General features: G+C 29.4%; 24 protein-coding genes. 16 read left to right on the top strand and 8 right to left on the bottom strand.

Annotated elements, in window-relative coordinates; translation table 11 throughout:
• The first annotated feature begins 20 nt into the window (after window positions 1-20).
• Window positions 21-1,652, top strand: a complete 1,632-nt coding sequence (locus tag BUA92_RS04845) for a hypothetical protein (protein WP_073017306.1) — start codon at window positions 21-23, stop codon at window positions 1,650-1,652.
• Here BUA92_RS04845 and BUA92_RS04840 read toward each other — a convergent pair whose 3' ends face one another.
• Both BUA92_RS04840 and BUA92_RS04835 read right to left on the bottom strand, forming a co-directional pair.
• Window positions 1,653-2,837 carry an MFS transporter gene (locus BUA92_RS04840; protein WP_073017304.1) on the bottom strand — a complete coding sequence of 395 codons (1,185 nt, stop codon included), beginning with the start codon at window positions 2,835-2,837 and terminating at the stop codon, window positions 1,653-1,655.
• Between the two features lie 15 nt (window positions 2,838-2,852).
• Window positions 2,853-3,488 carry a flavodoxin family protein gene (locus BUA92_RS04835; protein WP_073017301.1) on the bottom strand — a complete coding sequence of 212 codons (636 nt, stop codon included), beginning with the start codon at window positions 3,486-3,488 and terminating at the stop codon, window positions 2,853-2,855.
• A gap of 162 nt (window positions 3,489-3,650) precedes the next feature.
• On the opposite strand from BUA92_RS04835, the gene BUA92_RS04830 reads away from it, so the two are divergent.
• Window positions 3,651-4,226, top strand: a complete 576-nt coding sequence (locus BUA92_RS04830) for a TetR/AcrR family transcriptional regulator (RefSeq protein WP_073017299.1) — start codon at window positions 3,651-3,653, stop codon at window positions 4,224-4,226.
• A gap of 88 nt (window positions 4,227-4,314) precedes the next feature.
• Here BUA92_RS04830 and BUA92_RS04825 read toward each other — a convergent pair whose 3' ends face one another.
• The 3 genes from BUA92_RS04825 to BUA92_RS04815 all read right to left on the bottom strand — a co-directional run bounded on the left by BUA92_RS04825 (window position 4,315) and on the right by BUA92_RS04815 (window position 7,232).
• Window positions 4,315-5,043 (bottom strand): GntR family transcriptional regulator, encoded by a 729-nt coding sequence (locus BUA92_RS04825; RefSeq protein ID WP_207650334.1) that lies wholly within the window; start codon window positions 5,041-5,043, stop codon window positions 4,315-4,317.
• A gap of 75 nt (window positions 5,044-5,118) precedes the next feature.
• Window positions 5,119-6,471, bottom strand: a complete 1,353-nt coding sequence (locus BUA92_RS04820) for a nucleotidyltransferase family protein (RefSeq protein WP_073017294.1) — start codon at window positions 6,469-6,471, stop codon at window positions 5,119-5,121.
• 20 nt (window positions 6,472-6,491) lie between these two features.
• Window positions 6,492-7,232 carry an SIS domain-containing protein gene (locus BUA92_RS04815; RefSeq protein WP_073017292.1) on the bottom strand — a complete coding sequence of 247 codons (741 nt, stop codon included), beginning with the start codon at window positions 7,230-7,232 and terminating at the stop codon, window positions 6,492-6,494.
• Between the two features lie 221 nt (window positions 7,233-7,453).
• On the opposite strand from BUA92_RS04815, the gene BUA92_RS04810 reads away from it, so the two are divergent.
• The 4 genes from BUA92_RS04810 to BUA92_RS04795 all read left to right on the top strand — a co-directional run bounded on the left by BUA92_RS04810 (window position 7,454) and on the right by BUA92_RS04795 (window position 10,838).
• Window positions 7,454-8,134 (top strand): response regulator transcription factor, encoded by a 681-nt coding sequence (locus BUA92_RS04810; RefSeq protein WP_073017290.1) that lies wholly within the window; start codon window positions 7,454-7,456, stop codon window positions 8,132-8,134.
• Between the two features lie 88 nt (window positions 8,135-8,222).
• Window positions 8,223-9,146, top strand: a complete 924-nt coding sequence (locus BUA92_RS04805; RefSeq protein ID WP_073017288.1) for an ABC transporter ATP-binding protein — start codon at window positions 8,223-8,225, stop codon at window positions 9,144-9,146.
• On the top strand, window positions 9,139-9,933 hold the full coding sequence (locus tag BUA92_RS04800) for an ABC transporter permease (RefSeq protein ID WP_073017286.1): 795 nt from the start codon (window positions 9,139-9,141) through the stop codon (window positions 9,931-9,933). The genes BUA92_RS04805 and BUA92_RS04800 overlap by 8 nt, the downstream gene beginning before the upstream one ends.
• A gap of 53 nt (window positions 9,934-9,986) precedes the next feature.
• A complete protein-coding gene (locus tag BUA92_RS04795; protein WP_242950060.1) occupies window positions 9,987-10,838 on the top strand; it encodes a sensor histidine kinase in 852 nt (283 codons plus the stop codon).
• A 23-nt stretch (window positions 10,839-10,861) separates the two neighbouring features.
• Here BUA92_RS04795 and BUA92_RS04790 read toward each other — a convergent pair whose 3' ends face one another.
• Window positions 10,862-11,182, bottom strand: a complete 321-nt coding sequence (locus BUA92_RS04790) for a hypothetical protein (protein ID WP_139259301.1) — start codon at window positions 11,180-11,182, stop codon at window positions 10,862-10,864.
• A gap of 234 nt (window positions 11,183-11,416) precedes the next feature.
• On the opposite strand from BUA92_RS04790, the gene BUA92_RS04785 reads away from it, so the two are divergent.
• From BUA92_RS04785 to BUA92_RS04775, 3 genes are all read left to right on the top strand, one after another.
• Window positions 11,417-12,469, top strand: a complete 1,053-nt coding sequence (locus BUA92_RS04785) for an inorganic phosphate transporter (protein ID WP_073017280.1) — start codon at window positions 11,417-11,419, stop codon at window positions 12,467-12,469.
• A 38-nt stretch (window positions 12,470-12,507) separates the two neighbouring features.
• On the top strand, window positions 12,508-13,131 hold the full coding sequence (locus BUA92_RS04780) for a DUF47 domain-containing protein (RefSeq protein ID WP_073017278.1): 624 nt from the start codon (window positions 12,508-12,510) through the stop codon (window positions 13,129-13,131).
• A 147-nt stretch (window positions 13,132-13,278) separates the two neighbouring features.
• The gene (locus tag BUA92_RS04775) at window positions 13,279-14,718 is read left to right on the top strand and encodes an ATP-binding protein (RefSeq protein WP_073017276.1); all 1,440 of its coding nucleotides are present in this window, start codon (window positions 13,279-13,281) and stop codon (window positions 14,716-14,718) included.
• 55 nt (window positions 14,719-14,773) lie between these two features.
• Here the strand turns inward: BUA92_RS04775 and BUA92_RS04770 are convergent, their stop codons facing one another.
• A complete protein-coding gene (locus tag BUA92_RS04770; protein ID WP_073017274.1) occupies window positions 14,774-16,756 on the bottom strand; it encodes an acyltransferase family protein in 1,983 nt (660 codons plus the stop codon).
• A gap of 183 nt (window positions 16,757-16,939) precedes the next feature.
• Between BUA92_RS04770 and BUA92_RS04765 the strand changes: the two genes are divergently transcribed.
• The 4 genes from BUA92_RS04765 (at window position 16,940) to BUA92_RS04750 (ending at window position 20,636) form a co-directional block, all read left to right on the top strand.
• Window positions 16,940-17,650, top strand: a complete 711-nt coding sequence (locus tag BUA92_RS04765) for an ABC transporter ATP-binding protein (protein ID WP_073017271.1) — start codon at window positions 16,940-16,942, stop codon at window positions 17,648-17,650.
• Window positions 17,651-17,659: 9 nt separating this feature from the next.
• A complete protein-coding gene (locus tag BUA92_RS04760; protein ID WP_073017269.1) occupies window positions 17,660-18,442 on the top strand; it encodes a hypothetical protein in 783 nt (260 codons plus the stop codon).
• Window positions 18,443-18,504: 62 nt separating this feature from the next.
• The gene (locus tag BUA92_RS04755; protein WP_073017266.1) at window positions 18,505-19,185 is read left to right on the top strand and encodes a response regulator transcription factor; all 681 of its coding nucleotides are present in this window, start codon (window positions 18,505-18,507) and stop codon (window positions 19,183-19,185) included.
• A gap of 2 nt (window positions 19,186-19,187) precedes the next feature.
• Window positions 19,188-20,636 (top strand): HAMP domain-containing sensor histidine kinase, encoded by a 1,449-nt coding sequence (locus tag BUA92_RS04750; protein ID WP_073017265.1) that lies wholly within the window; start codon window positions 19,188-19,190, stop codon window positions 20,634-20,636.
• A 14-nt stretch (window positions 20,637-20,650) separates the two neighbouring features.
• On the opposite strand, the gene BUA92_RS04745 is transcribed toward BUA92_RS04750, so the two are convergent.
• Entirely contained in the window at window positions 20,651-21,058 is a 408-nt protein-coding gene (locus tag BUA92_RS04745) for a DUF3888 domain-containing protein (RefSeq protein ID WP_073017264.1), read from the bottom strand.
• A 91-nt stretch (window positions 21,059-21,149) separates the two neighbouring features.
• On the opposite strand from BUA92_RS04745, the gene lpdD reads away from it, so the two are divergent.
• The 3 genes from lpdD to BUA92_RS04730 are packed head-to-tail and all read left to right on the top strand — an operon-like array spanning window position 21,150 to window position 22,518.
• Window positions 21,150-21,518 (top strand): prenylated flavin chaperone LpdD, encoded by a 369-nt coding sequence (gene lpdD / locus BUA92_RS04740; RefSeq protein WP_073017263.1) that lies wholly within the window; start codon window positions 21,150-21,152, stop codon window positions 21,516-21,518.
• A gap of 11 nt (window positions 21,519-21,529) precedes the next feature.
• A complete protein-coding gene (locus tag BUA92_RS04735; RefSeq protein ID WP_083553408.1) occupies window positions 21,530-22,105 on the top strand; it encodes a UbiX family flavin prenyltransferase in 576 nt (191 codons plus the stop codon).
• Window positions 22,105-22,518 (top strand): pyridoxamine 5'-phosphate oxidase family protein, encoded by a 414-nt coding sequence (locus BUA92_RS04730; RefSeq protein WP_073017261.1) that lies wholly within the window; start codon window positions 22,105-22,107, stop codon window positions 22,516-22,518. Before BUA92_RS04735 ends, BUA92_RS04730 begins: the two co-directional genes overlap by 1 nt.
• Window positions 22,519-22,580 lie beyond the last annotated feature (62 nt).

Below are 22,580 nucleotides of genomic sequence, written 5' to 3'. Positions count from 1 at the left end.
TTTATAAGGAGTTATAAGCAATGACTGAAAAAAGCTTTGGACTATGTTTAAATGAATTGTTAAAAATATTTAATATAAAGGGAAGTACTTTGGCTAGAGGAATAAATGTTGATTCTTCGTTAATATATAAATGGATAAGGGACAAGAGAGTTCCATCTTATAATTCTTCGTATATAAATTTAATAACAAAGTTTCTTTGTAGTAATATATATAGTTCTGCTCAAAGAAACTCCATTAATAATCTACTTAGAGAATGGTCTATAAAAGAACTTTATGATGAGAGTTTAGATTTGGATGATATAATATCTAAAAATCTTTATGAATCTCAAGGATATTCTATTGAAAAGTTTACTGAAAAAAGAAAAGTAAAAGAAACTATACATGATTATAATATAGGGCGTAATTCAGATGTAAAAAATGAAAGTTTAAATGCTGGTTATGAGTACCCTCAAGCTCCTAATCATAAAGAAAATATTAATATAATATATGGGCATAAAAATATTTTATATTTTGCATTAAACATGTTAGAGGATGCTATAAATATAACATCAATAAAGGATAAGAATATATTTGTAACTCTTAATAATAATTTGGATTTCCTTATGAAAAAAGATAGTTTTACGTTAAGGTGGAAATCAGCTTTAATAAAAGCTCTAAATTTGGGGTGGAATGTTACATACTTAATTAATTTAAATAATAATGTTGATAAAGTAATAGCTTTTATCAAAGATATGAGATTAATAATGAATTCTCCTAGATTCAAAATATACTACTTTAGAAGTGAAGAAAAATCTTTTAATTTAATTAATGAGTTATTTATAATAAAAGATTTTGGGACTTTAGTTTGTTTTTTATCGTCCAAAGTTAATAAATTAGAGCATGCATTTGTATTTAGTTCTTCAGTTAGTACAAATATTTTAACAACCCATTTTTCAAGTTTTTTTGCTGCTTGCAAACCACTATTTTCATATTTCCCTACACAGAAGCTTATTAAATTTCAAGAGAAGTTTGCTGAAGTTGAAAGTATGTTAGGGAGTAGATATTGTTTTAAGGGTGATATAAGCACATTATCAATGCCTACTGGCTTGTATGAAAAATTTCTAAAATTATCAAATAAAACAAAAGAAGAAATTGATAATAGGGTTTATCTTCATAATATTAGGGTTAATTCATTTAAGGAACAAATTAAATACTATAAGTTTAAAGATATATGGTTTAAGGAATCAATAGAAATTTTAGTTTCTAAAAAGAAATATGCCTTTGATCAATACCATATATTAGAGGATGTAATACCTACAGATGAAGATATTATTTGTCACTTAGAAAATGTTATTCATATGCTTGAAAGTAACAAAAATTTTGAAATTGCACTTATAGAACAGAGTAAAGTTGATTCAGTTTCAAAATTATATTGGATGGTTAAAGAAAACAGCGGCATATTAATAGAAACCTTAAAGTCAGATTCTAAAGAGTTATTTAAATTCTATGACTATGATAGAGAAATTAACCTTTTTATTTCAGAGAAAAGTGTAATAAAAGCTTTTGAAAATTATTTTATATCTATTTGGAACCAAATTGATAATGAAAATAAAGATAAAGAAAAAGTTATAAATTGGCTGAGGGAACAAATATCTAACTTAAAACCTAAATAGTTACTTTGTTATTTTATGAATAATTAAAGCTATAATTTGAGTTGAAATTCCAAAGATACAAACACCAACCCAGCCTAAGTTTGAATATGCTGAGGAACCTAAAAATGAACCTAAAGACCCTCCAAGGAAAAAGCTTACCATATAAACTGTGTTGATTCTGTTACGTTTTTCTTCATTCATTGAGTGAACTCTTGCTTGGTTTGATATATTGGAGGATTGAACACCTAAATCAAGTAGTATAACCCCAATTATTAAACCAATCATCTTAAATCCAAGGATAAGAAATAATATATAAGATAAAGATACAATGATGATACAGATTCCTATAACATAACGAGAGCCTTTTTTGTCAGCTAACTTACCTACTAAAGGAGCAGCTAATGCACCAACAATTCCTACTAGTCCGAGTAATCCAGCTGCTTGAGAGCCCATGTTATAATGTGGACTTTCAAGTAAGAAGGTAAGGGCTGTCCAAAATGCACTAAAGGCTGCAAACATCAAAGCTCCATTTAAAGAGGCTTCTCTTAAGATGGGTTCATTTTTTATTAATTTAGGTAATGATTTTAATAAATCAAAATACCTTACTTCAGAAATTGGATTTGTAATGGGGATAACTTTTCTTAAAACCAGTGTTAAAATTATCATCATAATAGCTGCAACAATATAAACTACTCTCCATCCAAAATGGCTTCCTATAAGACCACTAATAGTACGCGATACTAAAATCCCTATTAATAAGCCACTCATTACAGTACCAATTATTTTCCCCCTTTCATTAGGGTTTGATAGTTGTGCTGCTAGCGGAATTATAAGCTGAGGGATTATTGAGGTGAAACCTACAGCAAAAGAAGAAATAATAAGCATATAGATGTTTTGAGAAAAAGCCATAGTAAATAGTGAAATAACTGAAAATAAAAGCATAATGGTTATTAGATTTTTTCTCTCTTTAATATCTCCTAGGGGTAAAATAAATATCATTCCAACTGCATAACCTATTTGAGTAAGCATGGCTGCTGAACCAACACTTACCTCGTGAACATTAAAACTTTTAGCAATGTCACCAAGCAATGGTTGTATATAATAAAGATTTGCAACAGTAAGTCCACAAGTTATTGCCATGATTAAAATTAGTAATTTAGTTAATACATTAGTATTTTTAGTATTATCATTATTTATTGCTTCCATTTAAAACAGCTCCTTTTAGCGAATAAAATTTGTAAATATCTTTTCTTCCATTTTGGGTTTTGGTAATGATTTTTCTCCACTTTCTAGTAACTTCATAAGCCAAGCCATATTTTTACCAAGAACTCTCATTATCTGAATACCTTCTTCATCAAGAAGTACATCTCCAGGTTTTGTTCCATTTATAACATTCCAATAATTAGATGTAGGCATAAACATTTCTGAATGATTTATATAGTTATTTAGTTGATTGAAAGTAGGGATTCCTCCTGAACGTCTTACTGCAACAACTGATGTTCCGACCTTATATCTTAATAGGTTATCATTAGCTTCAGCTACTCTAAAGGCTCTATCTAAAAATGACTTCATTGTGCCAGCTATAGCAGAGTAGTGTACAGGGGAACCTATTATTATTCCATCAGCCTCTTTCATTTTTTCAATCCATTCATTAACTGGATCTGTAGCTATTATACATTTACCATTTTTGTTTTGAGAGCATTTTCTGCAAGCTATACATCCCCTTATAGATTTACTACCAACATGAATTATCTCTGTTTCTATGTCTTTTTTTTCTAGCTCCTCAAGAACTATTTTTATTCCGTGATAAGTGTTACCTTCCTTGTTTGGACTTCCATTAAATGCTATAACTTTCATTTTAAAATTCCTCCTTAATTAATATACTGAACGTTTAGTTTATAAATATATAATATACTAAACGTTTAGTATTGTAAAGAGTAGATTTTTAATTTCTTTTAATTTATAATATAAATATAGTTTTTAAGTTTATTTATGTAATACATAAGGAGGATATAACTTATGGAGAAGAAATTAGGACGTCCCCGTAGTGAGAAAACAAAATCGGATATTCTTACTGCTGCATATGATTTACTACTTGAAAAAGGTTTTGATACAGTTACTGTTGAAAAGATAGCTGAAAAAGCTGGAGTTTCTAAAGCTACTATTTATAAATGGTGGCCAAATAAAGCTGGAGTTATTATGGAGGCTTATTTAGAGGCTACTTCAGTAAAGTTACCAGTTCCAAATACTGGCTCAGCTTTAATAGATATGCAAATGCAAGTAAGTAACTTTGTTAACTTTATTAAAAGTAGAGAAGGAAATGTTTTAATTGAAATAATAGGAGAAGGGCAATTTGACTCAAGTTTAGCTGATATATATAGAAGTGCCTACTTTAAACCAAGAAGAGATATTTCCAAGGAAATTTTGAATCGTGGAATCATAAGAGGGGAGATAAGATACGATATAGATGTAGAGGTAACAGTTGATTTAATATGGGGCCCTATATTTTATAGATTACTTATTACAGGAGATATGATTGACGATTATTTTATTGAGGCTTTAATAAATCATACCTTTATGGGAATTAAAGCATAATATTTTCTATTAAGTATTTTTTGCGAAAATTAGTTACTGATAATTTAGACCCAAGAAGGTAGTTTCTTGGGTCTTATAATATGAATAATTATTTATATATAGTTTGAACTAAGTAGAAACTGTCTGTTTGATAATAAGAATTTCCAATATTAAAAGGCTTACCATTTGATAGGCAGGCTGAAATCTCCATATGAATTAATGCACTGTTTTCTTGTATATTTAAATAGGTTGCTAGTTTTTGATTAGCATTAACAGCCGTAATTTTTTGATCCACATATTCATAGGTAATTCCTAAAGAAGATAGATATTCATAAATGGATGTTTTAGAAACTTCTTCAGGTATTTCCTTTACTATATTTGCATCAAAATATTCTAATTCATAACAGATTGCTATGTTATTAGCATAACGTATTCTTTCAACTTTCCATATAGGAGAATCCACTGGAACTTGAAGAGCTTCAGAAATATCCTCATCTGCTTGAAGTTTTTCTAATGATAGAAGTTCAGTAGAGGGCTTAAGACCTCTTTTTTTAGCTTCCGAACTAAAACCTACACCGCTTTTAAATCCAAAATATTTTGGAAGAGGATTTACAAAGGTTCCTATTCCTTTTTTCTTATTAAGCACTTTGCTATTAACAAGCTCCTCTAAACCTTTTCTTACAGTTACTCTTGAAACATTAAGTTTATCAGAAAGTTCATTTTCAGATTCAATCATTTGATGAGGTCTATATAATCCATTTTTAATATTTGAAAGAACATAGTCTATGACTAATTCATATTTAGTTTGAGTAGTATTTTCCATCTTTAATATGTCCATCCTTATATATCAATATTAGTTACTTTTGATTTAAATTATATTAAAAAAAATTATTATTAGCAACTAATTAAGTTTTTACCAGCCATATTTTTCAGATCCCCATTCTTTAATGATAAGTTCTTGCCTTTTTAAAACAATTTTTCCATGAGCTATATCTTCATCTACAATTAAACCAGGATATAAAGCACAGTTAGAACCTATTTTACAGCCAGGTAAAAATATATTGTTAATTCCTGTTCTAGTAAAGTCTCCAATAAAAACAGCATTAGTATTTTTACCAGAATAGGTTTTGCCATCAATTTTTTGAACTTGGCTTGAATCGTTAAATCTTAAAATACCCGATACACAAGCTGCTGCTATATCAACGTATTTTCCGATAACTCCAAATATTTCACTATAATGTACAGCTGATACCCCGTCCATGGTTAATCCTTTAATTTCAGCATTATGACCTATTTTATTATCTTTTCCTATAACAGAATTGGAGCCTATTTTAGCATAATCTTTTATATATGTGTTATCCCCAATATAATTATTACCTTCTAAAATAACTCCATTATCAATAAAAACATTATCACCTATGATACAATTACCATTTATAACAACATTTTTACCAATGATACTGTTTTTTCCTAGCTTTACAAAACCATTTAATACAGCTGACGGATCAATATCCATATTGTTTTGAGCTTGGGCAGACATTTCAGTGCAAAGTTTATTAATATAATATTCATTGGCATTTAGTAAGTCCCAAGGGAACTTTAAGCTAAAGACATCAAAGCCAGTTTCAATTGAGTAAATATTATCAGTTTCTAAAACATTATTTAATCCATTTTCAAAAAAATACTCTTGAGGAGGCATTGCCCCAGAAATGTTTTTCTCAAAACCTATATCAACTTGAAGTGCGGATTTTAGGTTATCATAACTTAAGGAAAAGACTCCAGCAATCTTATGAGTAACATAGTGCTCACGGGGATGTCCCAAGAAAACTTTAGCTTTACCATTTTCAACATTTGCACAAATATGATCTATAGAGGGTTCATTATTTTTTACAACTAGAGCTTTATTAGTATAATTTGATGATAGGAATTTTTCTACATCGGAGTCTGTTACTACGCTATTACCATAATAAATTAGAAAATCTTCTTTAAAATCTTCACTAACTTGTTTAATAGCAGATTTTAAATCATTATGTGATATAGCTACAAAATTAATGTTAGCATAATGTCTTAAGGTGAACTGTACTTGATCTTTTCTGTAATCAACAATTACATAAATATCTTTTTCTAAAAACGAGTTATTAAGTAGCTGTTTAACTATTCTTTCTATATTAGAGGTATCAACAATTGGCAAACAAGCTGGTTGCCAGTTTAAATCATAAGGAAACATTTTTGATTCTTTATAGTGACATAATAAAATAGCTTTCATTAAAACCCTCCTTATTAATTTTATTTCCAGTAGCCATAGTATTTACTAAATAAGTTATCGTTATATTCATCAGCTCCATCTAAGTTTGAGCTTTTAAATACAGGTACATCAACGCCTCTTTCTACTAATTTTGCTACTGTTGCGACTATAATACTTTGTGCTATTCCTATACCAGTAAAATCAGAAGTTGGACCAAGATCAGCATCTAAACCTTCTATACGATAAGCTGCATCACCTTTTGGAGCACAATTATCAATTACAACATCAGAAACTTCAAACATTAACTTACCAGATGAATGTCTAGAAGTAACATTTTTAGAATGTGATAAGGAGGTCATAGAAATAACTTTTGTTCCCCTCTTTTTAGCTTCTATGCACATTTCAACAGGAACATTATTTCTTCCAGAGTTTGATATCACCATCAAAGTATCTTTTTCATCAACCTTGTATAAATCTAAGATGTTTTTTGAATATCCATCTAAACGTTCTAGATAAGTACTTTTATTAGGCATCTGATGAAGCATAAGCTCTGGTGTTAATATTGCTTTAACAAAAGCTAGTCCACCAGCACGAATATATATTTCTTCAGCAACCATATGAGAGTGACCTGATCCAAAAACATAAAAACGTCCACCTTTTTCACATGAGTCAGCTACTAATTCAGCGGCCTTTTCAATAGAATCAACTTCATTTTCTATTACCTTATTCCAAGTTTCATTTAAATATTTAAGATAATCAAGGGTAATTTTTTTACTGTTCATAATTAACGCTCCTTTTATTTTTTAATTGTCCTTACACATATAATTATATTATATATTTACAACTTGTCAATACAGGTAGGAAATATAAGTTGCGAGTGAAATTAATATGTAGACAGAAATCTAGGAAAAAATATAATATAAAAGTAAAGGGCAAAAGGATTATAATAATATAAGGAAAACTATTTTAAGAGAAATAGTATTAAAAGAAGGATGATATTTGAATGAAAAATATTTTAGTAATAGAGGATAATAAAGACGTAAATAATATGCTTTCAGAAGAGTTAATGGATTCTGGGTATAAGGTTAAATCAATGTATACTGGAATAGAAGGTCTTAAAGAAGTTAAAGAAAGTAACTATGATTTAATTTTGCTGGATATTATGCTTCCATATAAAAGTGGAGATGAAATTCTTAAAGAGATTAGAACATTTTCTGATGTACCAGTTATAATCATTTCTGCAAAGGATATGGTAGGAACTAAGATTGATCTTTTGAAAATAGGGGCAGATGATTATATAACTAAACCTTTTGATTTAGGAGAGGTTGTTGCAAGGGTTGAATCTAATTTAAGAAGAACGAGTAGACAGATACAAGGTAGCAAGAAATTTACCTATAAGGATTTAACTCTAGATGATAATAGAAAACAAGTTATGGTTAATGATGTTGAGATTGAACTTACTGCCAAGGAGTATATGCTTCTAGAAATGCTAATAAAAAACTCAGGTAAGGTTTTTAGTAAATCTAACCTTTATGAATCAATATGGAAGGAAGAATATCTTGGAGATGATAATACAGTAAAAATTCATATAAGTAACCTACGTAATAAATTAAAAAAGATAAACCCTAATGAAAATTACATAGAAACTGTATGGGGACTGGGATATAGATTATATAAGAATTGATTATCTGTTTTTAAACACTTTTATTCAAAGTCTTAACCTTTTCTAAACCTTTGAAATTTATACTAAAACTAGAGAGGACGGGTGAGTGATGAATAAATATATTTTAAAAACAAATAACCTGAAGAAAAGTTATAATGGTATAAATGCATTAAATGATGTATCTATAATTTTAGAAGCTGGTAAGATATACGGACTAATTGGACAAAATGGTGCTGGAAAATCTACTTTTATGAAACTTGTGACAGGACTAAGTTTTCCAACCAGTGGAAGTATAGAACTATTTGGACATGTTGGAGAGAAAGAACTTCAACTAGAACGTAAAAGAATAGGTGCTATGATAGAGTATCCTAGTCTGGTTTCCAATATGACTGCAAAGGATAATTTAAGATTTCATAGAATTATGAAGGGGATACCTAACAAAGAGATTGAGGATGAATTATTAGAACTTGTAGGACTTTCTGATACAGGAAAAAAGAAAGCTAAAAATTTTTCATTAGGAATGAAGCAAAGGCTTGGAATAGCAATAGCGTTAATAGGAAATCCTGAACTTCTTATTTTAGATGAACCTATAAATGGACTTGACCCATTAGGAGTAGTTGAGATTCGTAACCTATTAAAAAAGCTGTGTGAAGAGAAGCAAGTTACAATTTTAATATCAAGTCATAATCTTCCTGAACTTTATCAAACGGCTACTGATTATATAATAATCCATAAAGGGGAAATAAAAGAGACTCTTACCCTTGAAAAACTTGAAGAAAACTGCAAACATCATATTCTCATTAACTGTGATAGCCCAGAAAAGTTAGCTAGTATATTAGAAACAGAATTAAAGACTAATAATTTTAAAGTTATGCCAAATAGAGAAGTTAAACTTTATGATTATTTAGATAAAGAGGATTTAGTTGCAAAGGTGATATTTGAAAATGGAATAATTACAACTAATTTCTCCACTCAGGGAGACACACTTGAGAATTACTTTATTTCTGTAATAGGAGGGAATGTGAATGTTTAATTTAATTCAAGCCGATTTATTTAAATTACGTAAAACAATGGCTATCAAGGTATTATTTTTAATTGCAACCCTAAGTTCTTTAATAATGGCATTGATAGCTTATTCAATAGCAAAGGGAAGCTTTGATGGAATGAATGGAATTGGTTTTATGTTTTCTGATATCAATGTAATTAGCATCTTGGGTGGAGTTATGGCTGGTATTTTTATAAGTGGAGACTTTGAAAATAAAATAATCCATGGTTCAATTTCAAGTGGAAATAATAGAGGGGCGGTTATAATAAGTAAAGCAGTTACATTTTTCTGCTCAATTATAGTTATTCTTATACCATATGTTGTTGTGACTATAGTAGCACTTAATATAGGTAATAAGTTCAATATGGGAAATGTGGCTTTGGGATTTTTAAATGTCATGACTATTGATTATGGAACAGTTTTTTCTGCTACAGAGGTATTAAAACTATTAGGAGTAATTATTACATTAATTATAGTATATGTAGCTCAACTAAGTATTTGTGTACCTATAGCACTTACAACTAAAAAACCAGTTTTAGTTGTAGGAATTTATTATGGAGTAACTATTCTTGTTGCACAGCTCTCAGCACTTGGTGAAAGTAATTCAGTTCTTAAAAATATACTATCCGTTATGCCTTATGGTGGAAACTATACTCTAATTAATTTAAATACAGGAACAGAAGATATAGTAAAGGCTGTGATTGTAAGTTTAGTATTTATTGTTTTAATGCTTGGAGTAACCTATAGTTTATTTAGAAAAGCGGAAATTAAGTAGAAAGAAAGGTTGTGGAAGATTTGGTAATTGTTTTTGGAGTTATAATTATATTTTTGATAAGTTATATAGTGTATCTCCAACATCAATTGCGAAGTATTAGCAATCAATTAAATAAAAGAAGGTTAGAAAAGACAAGGCAACCAATTTCTATAGAACTTATAAATTCTGAACTTAATAAACTTGTAGCTAATATTAATAAATGTTTAAAAGATGAGGAAACTCTTAGACTCAATGATACAAAAAAGGAAAATCAATTTAAAGAAATAATAGCAAATATCTCTCATGATTTAAGAACTCCGCTTACTGCAATAAAGGGATATCAGCAGCTTCTACTAAAAGGAGAACTATCAGAGGAACAAACTAGAAAGTTAGAGATAGCTCAAAAACATGCTGATGAGCTTGGGATATTAATAGAAAACTTTTTTGAATACTCCTATGTTTTAAACATAGAAGCGAAACCTAAGCTTGAAAGTATTAATATTACAAACTTAGTTGAACAATGTATTGTGGAATCAATTGAGGTTCTTGAAGATAAAAATCTTGTAGTACACTTTAATCCACAACAGGCTATATTTGTTTTAGGGGATAAAAAGATGCTTACTAGGGTTATCCAAAACTTGATACGTAATTGTTCCATTCATTCAGCTGGAGATATAGAAGTAAAAGTTATAGAAAATGAACAAGGAATCATTTCTTTCAAAAATCCTATGAAACATAGTTCAAAAATAGATGTAGAAAGATTATTTGAACGTTTCTATACTGGTGATAAAGCAAGAGGAAAAACTACTGGTCTAGGACTGTCTATTGTTAAAGTATTAGTTGAGCAGATGAATGGAAAGGTTCGGGGGATAATAAAAGAAAATTATCTAGAGATTCAGGTTCAAATTCCTTTGAATAAAAAATAACTACTTAGATTCACACTAAGTAGTTATTTTTTTAATTTTATGTACCCTCTTTTTAAGGCCATTTCTTCTAATATTATAGTTAAAGCACCTATAGATAAAATTGTAACTATAAGAGAAATAATTGAAACCATTTTATTAGATATTATTGTATTTACTAGCGATATTAAGAGAAATATAATTGCAGCCATGCTACCCAAATTAAATTGTACTTTATAGAAGGAATTATTTACTACAAGTAAAGGTCTTTTACTTAATGGACGAATTAAAGTTTTTTTCTTATAACACATAAAGGCATGTGCAAATGTGATAATGGCTAAAAAGCCGTAAATTAAAGCAATATTCATAGCTAATCCTTTCTTAGAAATAAGTCTCAATATATAATAACACACCAGCCATTAAGAGTAAAATTCTTTAATTAAATTTTAGAAGTACATGCCCTTTATAGAGAAGGAAATTTTTATAAAATATTGAATTATATTAATATATAGATAAAGTTTTTTACTTAATCATAAATAAAGAATAAGAAAGATATAATTTGTTAGAACGAGAAATTAACTTAAAATGAGAGGAGATATGTTATGACTATTTCTTTCAATGATTTTCTTAGTCAAATGTTAGATAATCCAGCATTGTTAATTACTACGATTTTAACTTTAGGAGTAGTTCTAGTAAATGGATGGACAGATGCACCTAATGCTATTGCAACCTGTGTTTCTACTAGAGCAATAAGTCCTCGTTCAGCTATTTTAATGGCAGCTGTGTTTAATTTTTTTGGAGTATTTATAATGACAATTATAAATGCAAATGTTGCGCAGACTATATATAATATGGTGGATTTTGGTGGTGATTCTAAGTATGCACTTATAGCTTTATGTGCGGCTTTATTTGCTATTGTTGTGTGGGCAACGGCTGCATGGTATTTTGGAATTCCAACAAGTGAAAGTCACGCTTTAATAGCAGGAATATCTGGAGCTGCAATAGCACTTCAAGGTGGATTTAATGGTATTAATGGGGCTGAGTGGATAAAGGTTATATATGGATTAATATTATCTACAGTGTTAGGTTTTGGAATGGGCTGGTTTACAGTAAAGTCCGTAGAATTTATATGTAGAGGTTTTGATAGGAGAAAAACTAATAGATTTTTCCAAGGAGCTCAGGTTTGTGGAGGAGCTGCAATGGCCTTTATGCATGGGGCTCAAGATGGACAAAAGTTCATGGGGGTATTTATGCTTGGAATATTTTTAGCAAATGGACAAAGTTCTGTTTCAAATTTTGTTATTCCTATATGGCTTATGGTACTTTGTTCTGTAGTTATGGCGTTAGGAACTTCTATAGGTGGATATAAAATCATAAAGGCTGTGGGAATGGACATGGTAAAATTAGAAAAATATCAAGGCTTTTCAGCAGATTTATCAGCAGCAGGATGCCTTTTGTTATCATCATTAACAGGAATTCCTGTAAGTACTACTCACACTAAAACTACTTCTATAATGGGAGTTGGGGCGGCTAAAAGAATTAGATCAGTTAACTGGGGAAAGGTTAATGAAATGGTTTTAACATGGGTACTTACTTTTCCAGGTTGTGGTCTTATAGGACTTATAATGGCTAAATTTTTTATTTGGATATTTTAATATAGATTTTAACTAACTGAGAGGAGACCGGTTAAAAAATGAGAAACAAAAAAGGTAATGACTATTTTGAATTATTAATCGAGCTATCAAATTTTTCTTGTACTGCAGTTTCTTTACTTCATGATACTTTATCAAACTTTGATGTAAATAAATTAGATGAAAAGATAGTAGAAATGCATGAAATCGAACATAGTGCAGATATCAAAAAACATGAGATGATGAACAAACTTATAAAAGAATTCATTACACCTATTGAAAGAGATGATATTATAGAACTTTCTCATCATATCGATAATTTAACTGATGATATTGAAGATATATTAGTAAAGATATACACTTTTAATATAAGTACCATGAGACAAGAAGCGCTAGACTTTTGTGATTTGATTTTAAAAGGATGTGATAAGGTTAAGGCCTTGATGGAAGAATTTCAACACTTTAAAAAATCCCAGAAGATACATATTTTAATAGAAGATATAAATTCATTAGAGGAAGAGGGAGATAGGCTCTACACTACAACCATAAGAAATCTTTATATAAATCTTAAAGATCCTATAGAGTTAATGAGCTGGAAAGATACCTTTAGATATTTTGAAAAGTGCTGTGATGCTTGTGAAAGTGTAGCGACTGTAGTAGAAAGAGTAATAATGAAAAATTCATAATAATTAAAAGGGCTACTTATAAAAATTCAGTAGTCCTTTTGTTAACTTTACTTAAACTTTAAAATCATTTATAAATATTATATAATATGGTAAAATTGAAAGATGAAGTTAATACCTATTTTTTGCTTTTAGGAAGGAAGGTAGTATATGTTACAACAGTCGTTTGAAGAAGAAGCAGAATATATTAAAGACTCCAAAAAGAGATGCAAGCTATTAGGAATGGATCCTAATAAAGTTCAAATACCTAAAGTTGTAATGACAAAAGATGAGTTAGCTAGAAAGAAAGAAGAATATAAAGAAGTTTTAGAGGTTGCAAGTTTTTTTAGCAATAAAATAATTGATTCACTTAAGGGAACACCTATACTGGTTGTTATATCTGATGATAAAGGTTTTCTGCTTGATACCTTAGGAGACAAAACTATAGAAAATACTGCGAGAGATCTTTGGATTAAGCCAGGTGTTCAGTTTACAGAGGATGCTATGGGGACAAATACTGTTAGTTTATGTATTGAAGAAAAAGCTCCTGTTCAGCTTATAGGAACTAATCATTATCATAAACATTTATATAAAAGTGCCTGTTATTCTGTACCTTTTTACAATTCAGATGATGGAAAGTTAATTGGAACCATAAGTGTTATGACAGCTGTAATACTTCATAATCCACTTTTTCTAGTAACTTTATCAACTGTAGTAGATTCTATAGAACGTGAATTATTACTTAGAAAACAAAATCGGGAGATAAGCAGACAACAAAAATTACTTTATGAATCAGAAAAGGCTCAAAGAGAAATCTTGGAGCAGGATTTAATTAGGAAGGATGAGTTTATAACATTAATAACTCATGAATTTAAAACCCCAATCAATGTAATTTATTCAGCAATTCAGTTAATTGAAAAAATACATATTAAAAATGTTTCTGAGCCGGTTAAAAAACTTTTAGGAAGTATGAAAAGAAATACTTTTAGGCAAATAAGGCTCGTAAATAACATATTAGATATTACAAAATTGAGTTCAGAAGAAATGAAGCTGAATTTGAGAAAAATGGATATTGTATGGATTACAAGATTTATAACTCAATGGGTACTAGATTATGCAGAGCAAAAGGACATAGATCTAGATTTTGAGAGTAATGTAGAGAGTAGAGATTTAATTATAGATAACGAGATATATGAACGTATACTTTTAAATCTCATATCAAATGCTATAAAGTTTACACCAGAGGGCGGCACAATTATGGTTAGCATTAATGAAAATAAAGAAGCTCAAACAGTTGATATATCTGTAAAGGACAGTGGAATAGGGATAGCTAAAGATAAGTATGAATTAATATTTAAACCCTTTGGACAAGCTGAGAACAATCTTTCAAGGCAGGCAGAGGGAAGTGGAATGGGTTTAGCTTTAGTAAAAAAATTAGTTGAGATGTTGGGTGGAAACATAAAGCTTGAAAGTGAATTAGAGAAAGGTAGCACATTTACTGTTACTCTTCCGATTGGAAATGACTTTAAAGATAAAAAAAGTGGAAATCAGGTAGATGGGGATAAACTTATGAATGCTATTAATGTTGAGTTTTCAGATATTTATTTCTAAAATTACATATATGTTTTATAAACAGCCCCTGTAAAAAGACAGGGGCTGTTTACTTTTAGTTTATCTTTTCTAGGTGATAACCTTTTTGTTCTAACTGCTTTAATATACTATCGTCTCCTTGAAGATAGTTTGTAGATAAGACTATAAAGTAATTTTTATTTTCTTTAATATAGCCATCTATTTTAGATGAGTACTCTGATTTAAGTTTTGAATATAAAGATTGGTCATAGTTTTTTACTAAGGTGTTAAGTTTAGTAAAGTTTTCTTTTTCTGACTCTGGAACTATATACTGCTCATCATAAGACTTCTCTATAGCCTCTAAATCACTTTTTTTCCAAGATTCTAAACGATCTAAGCTCTTTTTAGTAGAATCCTCATTATAGTATTTAAGTAGTTTAAGTGATGCATCGCCTACTTCATCTGGAGGATTTGCTAAATCATCATAAAGATTATAAACATCTCCAATTGAAACGACAGGTTTATCAGTTTTTCTAGCACTATATAAGAAATAGATATCAGGAATATAAGCTTGGTCAACCTTAGCTTGAGCTAAATATACAGAAATACAGTTTTGTGCTAAATATGAAGCTTTGTATTGTTTAACCTTATCATAATCTGCTTTAAAGTAAGCGACTTTTTCTTTATAAATATCAATTGCATCAGAAGAAACATGATTTTCAACATTATCTCCTTTTTCATAGAGAAGTTGACTATTGATTTTAGGCCCATCAATTTTATCAAGTTCTACTTCAAGTGCTAAAGCTTCAGAAGATTTAAAAGCTTCTTCAACCTTAGGTGATAATGGGTATAGGTTTTTATCACCAACATCTAAAGAACCATACAAGTAAAGGGTAGTACTACCAGATGATATTTTCCACATGGGCCCAACTATATTTGATGACGGTGCACTTTCATCAAGTTTTAAATCTATTGATGGACTTATTCCATTGGAACTTGTTGCTGTTGATGGGCCTTTTGATGATACAAGTCCTATGATTAATGCAACAACCAACAAACCAACCATTAATCTAATTTCTTTTTTCTTATTTAAGGTGTAGAGTGGAGCTTTTTTTCTAACTATAAAATAAGAAAGTGGTACAACAACTAAGGTTACCATGAGAAAAACTAAAAAAGAGTTAGAGGAAATCTTAGGTAAAAGTCCATAAACAAGGAATTGAAGAAGTTCATGAAGACAATATATCCAAAGGCTCATGTCTCTTAATAACTTAGCTTTTCTATCAGATAGTACTTTCTTAGACCTTAAAGATAACAAAAATATACAAGAAACTAAAAACATAAGAGAAATGTACATGTTGTTATCTCTTGATATGTTGTTTGATATAAGTACATAGGCCTCAGAAGCAAATATCACAGCAAAAACTAATGTTAATACTTTAAGATGTTTGAGTTTGTTTTTCATATCATATTTGCTTATTAAAACTCCTAGAGTTAAAAAAGGTAATCCAAAACAAAGACCATTTCTTGTATTAACAAAAACAGATGAATACATTTCTACTAGCTTTTCTAAAGGAGTTCCTACCACTAATCCATAATATGAATCACCTATAAGACCTAGTGCATATAAAACTAAACTTACTATTACTAAAGGTTTAATCCAGTTTTTCTTTAAAAATAAGTACAAAACACTTATTGAAAATATCAATGCAGGGAAAAACCAAAGACTTGGAGACACTCCATTAAATAAAAGATTTTTAACTAAGTCCCAAATGTTTGAGTTTCTGCTTTTTATAAAGGTAAATAAAATCACGGTATAAACAACTGTAGAAATTAAATAATACTTTAATATTCTTATAATGTAAGCTTTTAAATATCCTTCATTATTAAACCTCTCATAAAAGAAGTAACCAGAAGCTATGAAGAAAAAAGGCACAGCTATTCTTGCGATTCCTAAACTTAAAACCTTTCCTGGAACATCTCCAAAGGAATATAAGGCTGAGGTGTGAATTGATATAACCAAAATTGCACAAACAAACCTCATTACATCTACTTGATAATATCTTTCTTTAACATTTTCCATAAAATTAACTCCCCCTTCTATTATATATACTGTTACAAATAGAAAAATCTATCAATTTTAAACCTCTAAATAATACAAATTCTAAATTGAAATGTCATTTTAAGGTTAGGTTAAGGTTATTCATGTTTCTAGGAAAGCTTTAGAAATTATCATTGAGGTATGAAATGAGAAAGGTGGATGTTTATGAAAGATATTATTTTAGAAGTTAAACATTTAAGAAAAGGGTACAAGGAAACAGAAGTATTAAAAGATATCAGTTTTGAAATGAAAAAAGGAAGTATAATGGGCCTTCTTGGAAGAAATGGAGCAGGTAAAACAACATTACTTAAATGCATCTTGGGCCTAAATGCTCTATATGAGGGTGAGATAGTATTTATGAACCATCAAATTAACCATGAAGATGAGGGGGTAAAAAAGAAAATAGGCTCTTTAGTTGATGTAAGCTTTTTTGGAGACTTAACTGCCTATGATAATTTAAAACTTTCTATGATGATAACCAAGGATTACTCCATGAAAAATATCAAAAATAAGATAGAAGAACTTTTAGCTCTTGTTGATTTATCTAAAGATAAAAACAAGAAGGTTAAGAACTTTTCCTTTGGAATGAAGCAAAGACTTGCCTTAGCTCAGGCTTTTATAGCTGAACCAGAACTTTTGATTTTAGATGAACCTTTTGTTGGATTAGATCCTGCTGGAATATGTGACATGAAGGATTTTCTGAAAAACATCATAAAAGAAAAGAAAACATCAATTATCTTTTCAAGTCATCAGTTAGATGAGGTTGAAGATTTAGCAGAGGATATCATAGTTTTAAAAGATGGATATATAAACTATGATGACAGCTATGAAAATATCAAAAACAATAATATATCATTATTAGATTTAATAAGGTAGGTGGAAGTTATGAGAATATTTGAAGTATATAAAATGGAAATGTATAAGATGTTTAAGAGAAAAAACAGTTTGATTTTAGTTATTCCTTCTTTGTTAGCTCTTCTTATAATACTTGGCTATAAAAGTGGGGCAGTTAAGATAACAAGTGAAGAAGCTTTAGTAACTGCATATTCATGTTTAGACTTCTTTGGAGTGATTTGGAGTTTCTTATCTGGCCTTGGTATTATAGGAATCCTTATTATCTTGTTATCATCATTTCAGTTTTCAGGAGAGGTTCATGAAGGACAGATTAAGATGATGGCTTTAAGAGTTGGAAAAAGAGAAAAAATCATTTTTGGAAAACTACTTTCAATGATTACTATGATAGTTATATCAATAGGTTTGCTTTTCATAGTTTCAACAGCTGGTTATTATATGTTTATATCAAGTTCTGACTTAGGCACAGGAACTTTTCTTGGGACAATGTCAGAAAAAGCTTTGATATTTTCTCTTTTAAGCACAGTTATAACATCTATATTTTTAGTTACTATAACCTATGTAATAGGAGTGAATATGAACATGTTTATGACTTTTATCATTACCTTAGTAGTGATGTATGTAGGTAAATATCTTTCTGGATTAGAAAATTTAAAGTTCATGAAATACACTTCATTTTTCAGTGAAAGGCTTGATTTCTTGTTTAATGACTTTACTAATACCTTATTTATTAAAGGATTTTTAGGTTCATTTTTGCTGATAGCTTGTGTAGTCTTTTTAGGAATAATGAGATTTAAAAAAGTTGATATAAGATGATTTAATAGCTGTACAATGATATCATATTAATAGGTTAGATTTGACAAGAGGTGATAAATTTGATGTACAGTGTATTACTTGCAGATGATGAAAAAGAGATAATGGACTTTTTAAGTTTATATCTAGAAAAGGATGGCTTTAAGGTGTATACATCTAAAGATGGACATGAAGCATGGGATACTATTGAAAAAGAAAAGATAGATTTAGCAATTATAGATATAATGATGCCTCGCATAAATGGATATGAGTTAATAAAGAAAATAAGAAATAAAAGCAATATGCCTATAATGATTTTATCAGCTAAAGGAGAAAGTTCAGACAAAGTGTTGGGCCTTGGAATAGGTGCAGATGATTATATAACTAAGCCCTTTGATCCTTTAGAAGTAGTGGCTAGGGTGCAGGCTAATATAAGAAGATATTATAATTTAGGTTCTGGCGAAACCTATAAAACTTTAAATGTCAGAGATTTAACTCTTGATACCTCACAGTGTATTCTTTTTAAAAAAGATAAGCTCATTGAATTAACTTCTATAGAGTTTAAAATACTAAAACTATTTATGGAAAACCCAGGTAGAGTTTTCACTAAAAAGCAGATATATGAAGCTGCCTGGGAGGATTACTACATTGTAGATGATAACAACATCATGGTTTATATAAGCAAAATAAGAGAAAAACTAGGAGAAAGAGAGGGAGAAGCATATATTAAAACTATAAGAGGTTTAGGGTATAAGATGCTTCCTTAAGTATGAAAAAGAAAACAATAAGTCAGTTTGTAATTAAAAAATACTTTATATTCTCCTTTTGGCTCTTATTAGGAGTTTTGATTTTATATGCACTTATAAGTCTACTTAGTAAAAACTCTATAGATAATCTTTTAGATGGAATTAGTGCAGAAAAGTTAGTGAAAGTAGATTATGAAAATATTGATACTAGTTCATTAGAAAACCTAGATGGATGGATAGAAATATTAGATGATAATAATGATGTGATATACAGAAAAGGAAGGGTGCAAGAAGAGGTTCATCACTACACACAAGGAGAGTTATTAAAATTATCATCCATAAATAGGGTAACAGAAAATCAGCCCTATAAAATAGCTGGGGTAATAGAGATAAGTTTTAAAAAAGATAAAGAGGAATATTATGCTTCAGCTTCAGCATTTGAAAATGATGGAAAAGATTATACTTGCCTTGTTAAAATTCCAGTTGAGAAACTAAGAATAAAGTATACAATCATGAACCCAGGAGGGGAATCAAAATATGATATACTAAAATTAACTTTGATTTTTCTCTTTGGAGTAGCTGTTGTGTTTTTGATGGGCCTTATTAGTTACAGTAAAAGTATACAAAAACATGTAGCAAAACCTAACAAGGACCTAGTTGATGGGTTAGAGAAAATAACATCAGGAGATTATTCAAGTAGATTAACCCTTAATGGTGAATATGAGTATAAAGAAATTGAAGAAGCCTTTAATTTCATGGTTTATGAATTAGAAAAAGTTAAAAAAGAAAGAGAAAACCTTGAAAAAGAAAGACAACAACTATTTAGCAGCATAGCTCATGATTTAAGAACTCCTATAACAACAATAAAAGGTTACACTAGGGCCCTTCTTGATAATTTGATAGACAGCCATGAAAAACAAGAAGAATATCTAAATACCATTTTTAGAAAAGCTGATAATATGAGTGAACTTATAGATCTACTTATGATTTATACTAAGATGTCCAATGAAGAATATAAATTAAACTTAGAAAAAGTAGACTTTAAAGAGTTTATATTAGAAATAGCTGCTGAGTACTTTAATGATTTTGAGAAATGCAATATGAACTTTGATATAATAACAGATAAAAATGATATAACATGTGTAATTGATAAGCTTGAAATGAGAAGAGTAGTAGTAAACTTATTAGTAAATGTTATAAAGCATAACAAGGAAGGTACATCAGTTAAGTTAGTTATAAAACAAGAAAATAAGAAAACTATTTTTGAGGTACATGATAATGGTGGGCCCATCAAACATGAAATAATTGATAAGATATTTGATCCCTTTGTATCTGGTGATGAATCAAGAACAAGTAAAAATGGAAATGGGCTTGGACTTAGTATATGTAAGAAGATAGTAGAGAAACATGGAGGGTCCATCAAGTTAATTATGATAGATGATAATTGGAAGTGTTTTAGGGTTGAGATTTAAATAATATACGAAGTTTAACCAGTAGGAAGCTTTTCTTCTTCATGTTTAAAATCTATAACCTTAGTTCCTAGTGGGCTAGTTTCTATTGTTACTGTTTCTATTCCATATGGGGGATTATGAGGCCCAACAAAAGTAATAACTTGAGCAGTGATTATAAATGTGAATATTTCAGGGTCTGGTTGGGTTATTGATAATTTAGCCTTAGATAATTCAAATTGAGGTCCATTTCCTCCATAATATTTATTTATAGAATCAGTGATATAAGGATATATTAGTGAGCGGATAGTATTATTACTTAAATCAGAATCATCTTTAATACTTGATAAATCATTTAAAACTTCAGATTTTGCTTTTGAATATGGAACTTGAATAAATATAAATAAAGAAATTACAAAACAAATGAGATTTCTAGATATTTTCATTATAAAATCACCTCCATAATCATTAATATTGCATAGTTCAAATAAATTATTCAGAAATTATTTGTGAACTAGGAAAGGATGAACTTATTATATGAAAGAATTAAATATTGAAAAAGGAAGGGTAAAACTAAATCTAAAAGCCATAGAAATAGGAGAAGATTTATGTGTAATCATATCAGGTGGTGATAGACCTCACATAGGTTGTGTAACCTTAAGTGTACCAAGAAAAAGTTTTGAAGATGAAAATGTAATAAGTTCAACAACTTCAGTACTTAATATGACAGGCCATAAGGATGATGAAGCAGCAAGATATGTGGCCCATGAACTTTGTTCAAAGCTTAACAAAAATGTAGTTATAACCTGTGGAATTCATATTGATAACATTACAAAAGAAGAGATACATGTTACTATAGATTTATTAAAAGAACTAACAAAACAATTGATAAAAATGATTCAGTAAGGATGAAAACAATGGATAATAGAAAAAAAAGATTAGTAGTAGGAATGAGTGGAGCTAGTGGTGCAATACTTGGTATAGAACTTTTAAAGATTTTAAAAGAAAATCCAGAATGGGAAAGCCATCTTGTTATATCAAGAGGAGCAGAAGAAACCATATTACAAGAAACTACATATAAGGTTGGAGAAGTAGGGGCACTTGCAGACAAGGTATATTCAATAAAAGATATTGGAGCAAGCATAGCAAGCGGAACTTTTAAAACAGAAGGAATGATAATACTTCCATGCAGCATGAAAACTCTTGCTGGAGTTGCATCAGGATATTCAGATAATCTACTTCTTAGAGCGGCAGACGTAACAATAAAAGAAAAAAGAAAACTTATATTAGCAGCTAGAGAAACCCCACTTAGCACAATACACCTAAGAAATATGCTGACCTTATCAGAATTAGGAGCCTACATAATTCCACCAATGGTTACTTATTATAATAAACCAGAAAGTATAAAAGATATGAATCATCATATAATAGCTAAGATTTTAGATAAATTTGATATTGAGGTTGATGGGTTTAAGAGATGGGGGGAAGAATAGTGGTAGAAAGAGAAATGTATGAAAAAGCAGTTAACTTATTAAACAAAAGTAATACACTTGCATTATCAATGGTAGACGAAGATGGTTATCCTAAAATTTACCCAATGGAGAAGGTAGTTTCAGTAAACTTAGATAAGGTTATTTTTATTACTAAGAAAGATTCCAATAAAGCAAAACTACTAAATATAAGTAATAAATGCTGTATAGAAGTTCATACAGAAGATGATATGGTTTTACTTAAGGGAAATATGGAGATTCATGAAAGTGAGTATATAAAGAAAAAAAGTCTACCTAATGATTATATAAAAAGATTGGAACGTAGTGGAAGTGAAAGGTATTGTGTGTTAATTTTTAAAACTTTTCAGGTTGATTTATATATAGACGGGGATAGGTGTACTTCTATTATAGAATAGACACAAAACGTTAGTAATGGGAAAATTTAAAGATAGTTTGGTTTTATATAGATTAAGGGAGC

Source organism: Clostridium intestinale DSM 6191, from assembly GCF_900130055.1.
GTDB classification, from domain to species: domain Bacteria; phylum Bacillota; class Clostridia; order Clostridiales; family Clostridiaceae; genus Clostridium_T; species Clostridium_T intestinale.
Note: the sequence above shows the minus strand (reverse complement) of the source record. Positions and strands in the feature narration are given on the sequence as shown.

What these genes read in the sequence shown, in the direction of transcription:
- BUA92_RS04845 (WP_073017306.1), top strand. Translation starts at nt 21, where the DNA reads ATGACTGAAAAAAGCTTTGGACTATGTTTAAATGAATTGTTAAAAATA.
- BUA92_RS04840 (WP_073017304.1), bottom strand. Translation starts at nt 2,837, where the DNA reads ATGGAAGCAATAAATAATGATAATACTAAAAATACTAATGTATTAACT.
- BUA92_RS04835 (WP_073017301.1), bottom strand. Translation starts at nt 3,488, where the DNA reads ATGAAAGTTATAGCATTTAATGGAAGTCCAAACAAGGAAGGTAACACT.
- BUA92_RS04830 (WP_073017299.1), top strand. Translation starts at nt 3,651, where the DNA reads ATGGAGAAGAAATTAGGACGTCCCCGTAGTGAGAAAACAAAATCGGAT.
- BUA92_RS04825 (WP_207650334.1), bottom strand. Translation starts at nt 5,043, where the DNA reads ATGGACATATTAAAGATGGAAAATACTACTCAAACTAAATATGAATTA.
- BUA92_RS04820 (WP_073017294.1), bottom strand. Translation starts at nt 6,471, where the DNA reads ATGAAAGCTATTTTATTATGTCACTATAAAGAATCAAAAATGTTTCCT.
- BUA92_RS04815 (WP_073017292.1), bottom strand. Translation starts at nt 7,232, where the DNA reads ATGAACAGTAAAAAAATTACCCTTGATTATCTTAAATATTTAAATGAA.
- BUA92_RS04810 (WP_073017290.1), top strand. Translation starts at nt 7,454, where the DNA reads ATGAAAAATATTTTAGTAATAGAGGATAATAAAGACGTAAATAATATG.
- BUA92_RS04805 (WP_073017288.1), top strand. Translation starts at nt 8,223, where the DNA reads ATGAATAAATATATTTTAAAAACAAATAACCTGAAGAAAAGTTATAAT.
- BUA92_RS04800 (WP_073017286.1), top strand. Translation starts at nt 9,139, where the DNA reads ATGTTTAATTTAATTCAAGCCGATTTATTTAAATTACGTAAAACAATG.
- BUA92_RS04790 (WP_139259301.1), bottom strand. Translation starts at nt 11,182, where the DNA reads ATGAATATTGCTTTAATTTACGGCTTTTTAGCCATTATCACATTTGCA.
- BUA92_RS04785 (WP_073017280.1), top strand. Translation starts at nt 11,417, where the DNA reads ATGACTATTTCTTTCAATGATTTTCTTAGTCAAATGTTAGATAATCCA.
- BUA92_RS04780 (WP_073017278.1), top strand. Translation starts at nt 12,508, where the DNA reads ATGAGAAACAAAAAAGGTAATGACTATTTTGAATTATTAATCGAGCTA.
- BUA92_RS04775 (WP_073017276.1), top strand. Translation starts at nt 13,279, where the DNA reads ATGTTACAACAGTCGTTTGAAGAAGAAGCAGAATATATTAAAGACTCC.
- BUA92_RS04770 (WP_073017274.1), bottom strand. Translation starts at nt 16,756, where the DNA reads ATGGAAAATGTTAAAGAAAGATATTATCAAGTAGATGTAATGAGGTTT.
- BUA92_RS04765 (WP_073017271.1), top strand. Translation starts at nt 16,940, where the DNA reads ATGAAAGATATTATTTTAGAAGTTAAACATTTAAGAAAAGGGTACAAG.
- BUA92_RS04760 (WP_073017269.1), top strand. Translation starts at nt 17,660, where the DNA reads ATGAGAATATTTGAAGTATATAAAATGGAAATGTATAAGATGTTTAAG.
- BUA92_RS04755 (WP_073017266.1), top strand. Translation starts at nt 18,505, where the DNA reads ATGTACAGTGTATTACTTGCAGATGATGAAAAAGAGATAATGGACTTT.
- BUA92_RS04750 (WP_073017265.1), top strand. Translation starts at nt 19,188, where the DNA reads ATGAAAAAGAAAACAATAAGTCAGTTTGTAATTAAAAAATACTTTATA.
- BUA92_RS04745 (WP_073017264.1), bottom strand. Translation starts at nt 21,058, where the DNA reads ATGAAAATATCTAGAAATCTCATTTGTTTTGTAATTTCTTTATTTATA.
- lpdD (WP_073017263.1), top strand. Translation starts at nt 21,150, where the DNA reads ATGAAAGAATTAAATATTGAAAAAGGAAGGGTAAAACTAAATCTAAAA.
- BUA92_RS04735 (WP_083553408.1), top strand. Translation starts at nt 21,530, where the DNA reads ATGGATAATAGAAAAAAAAGATTAGTAGTAGGAATGAGTGGAGCTAGT.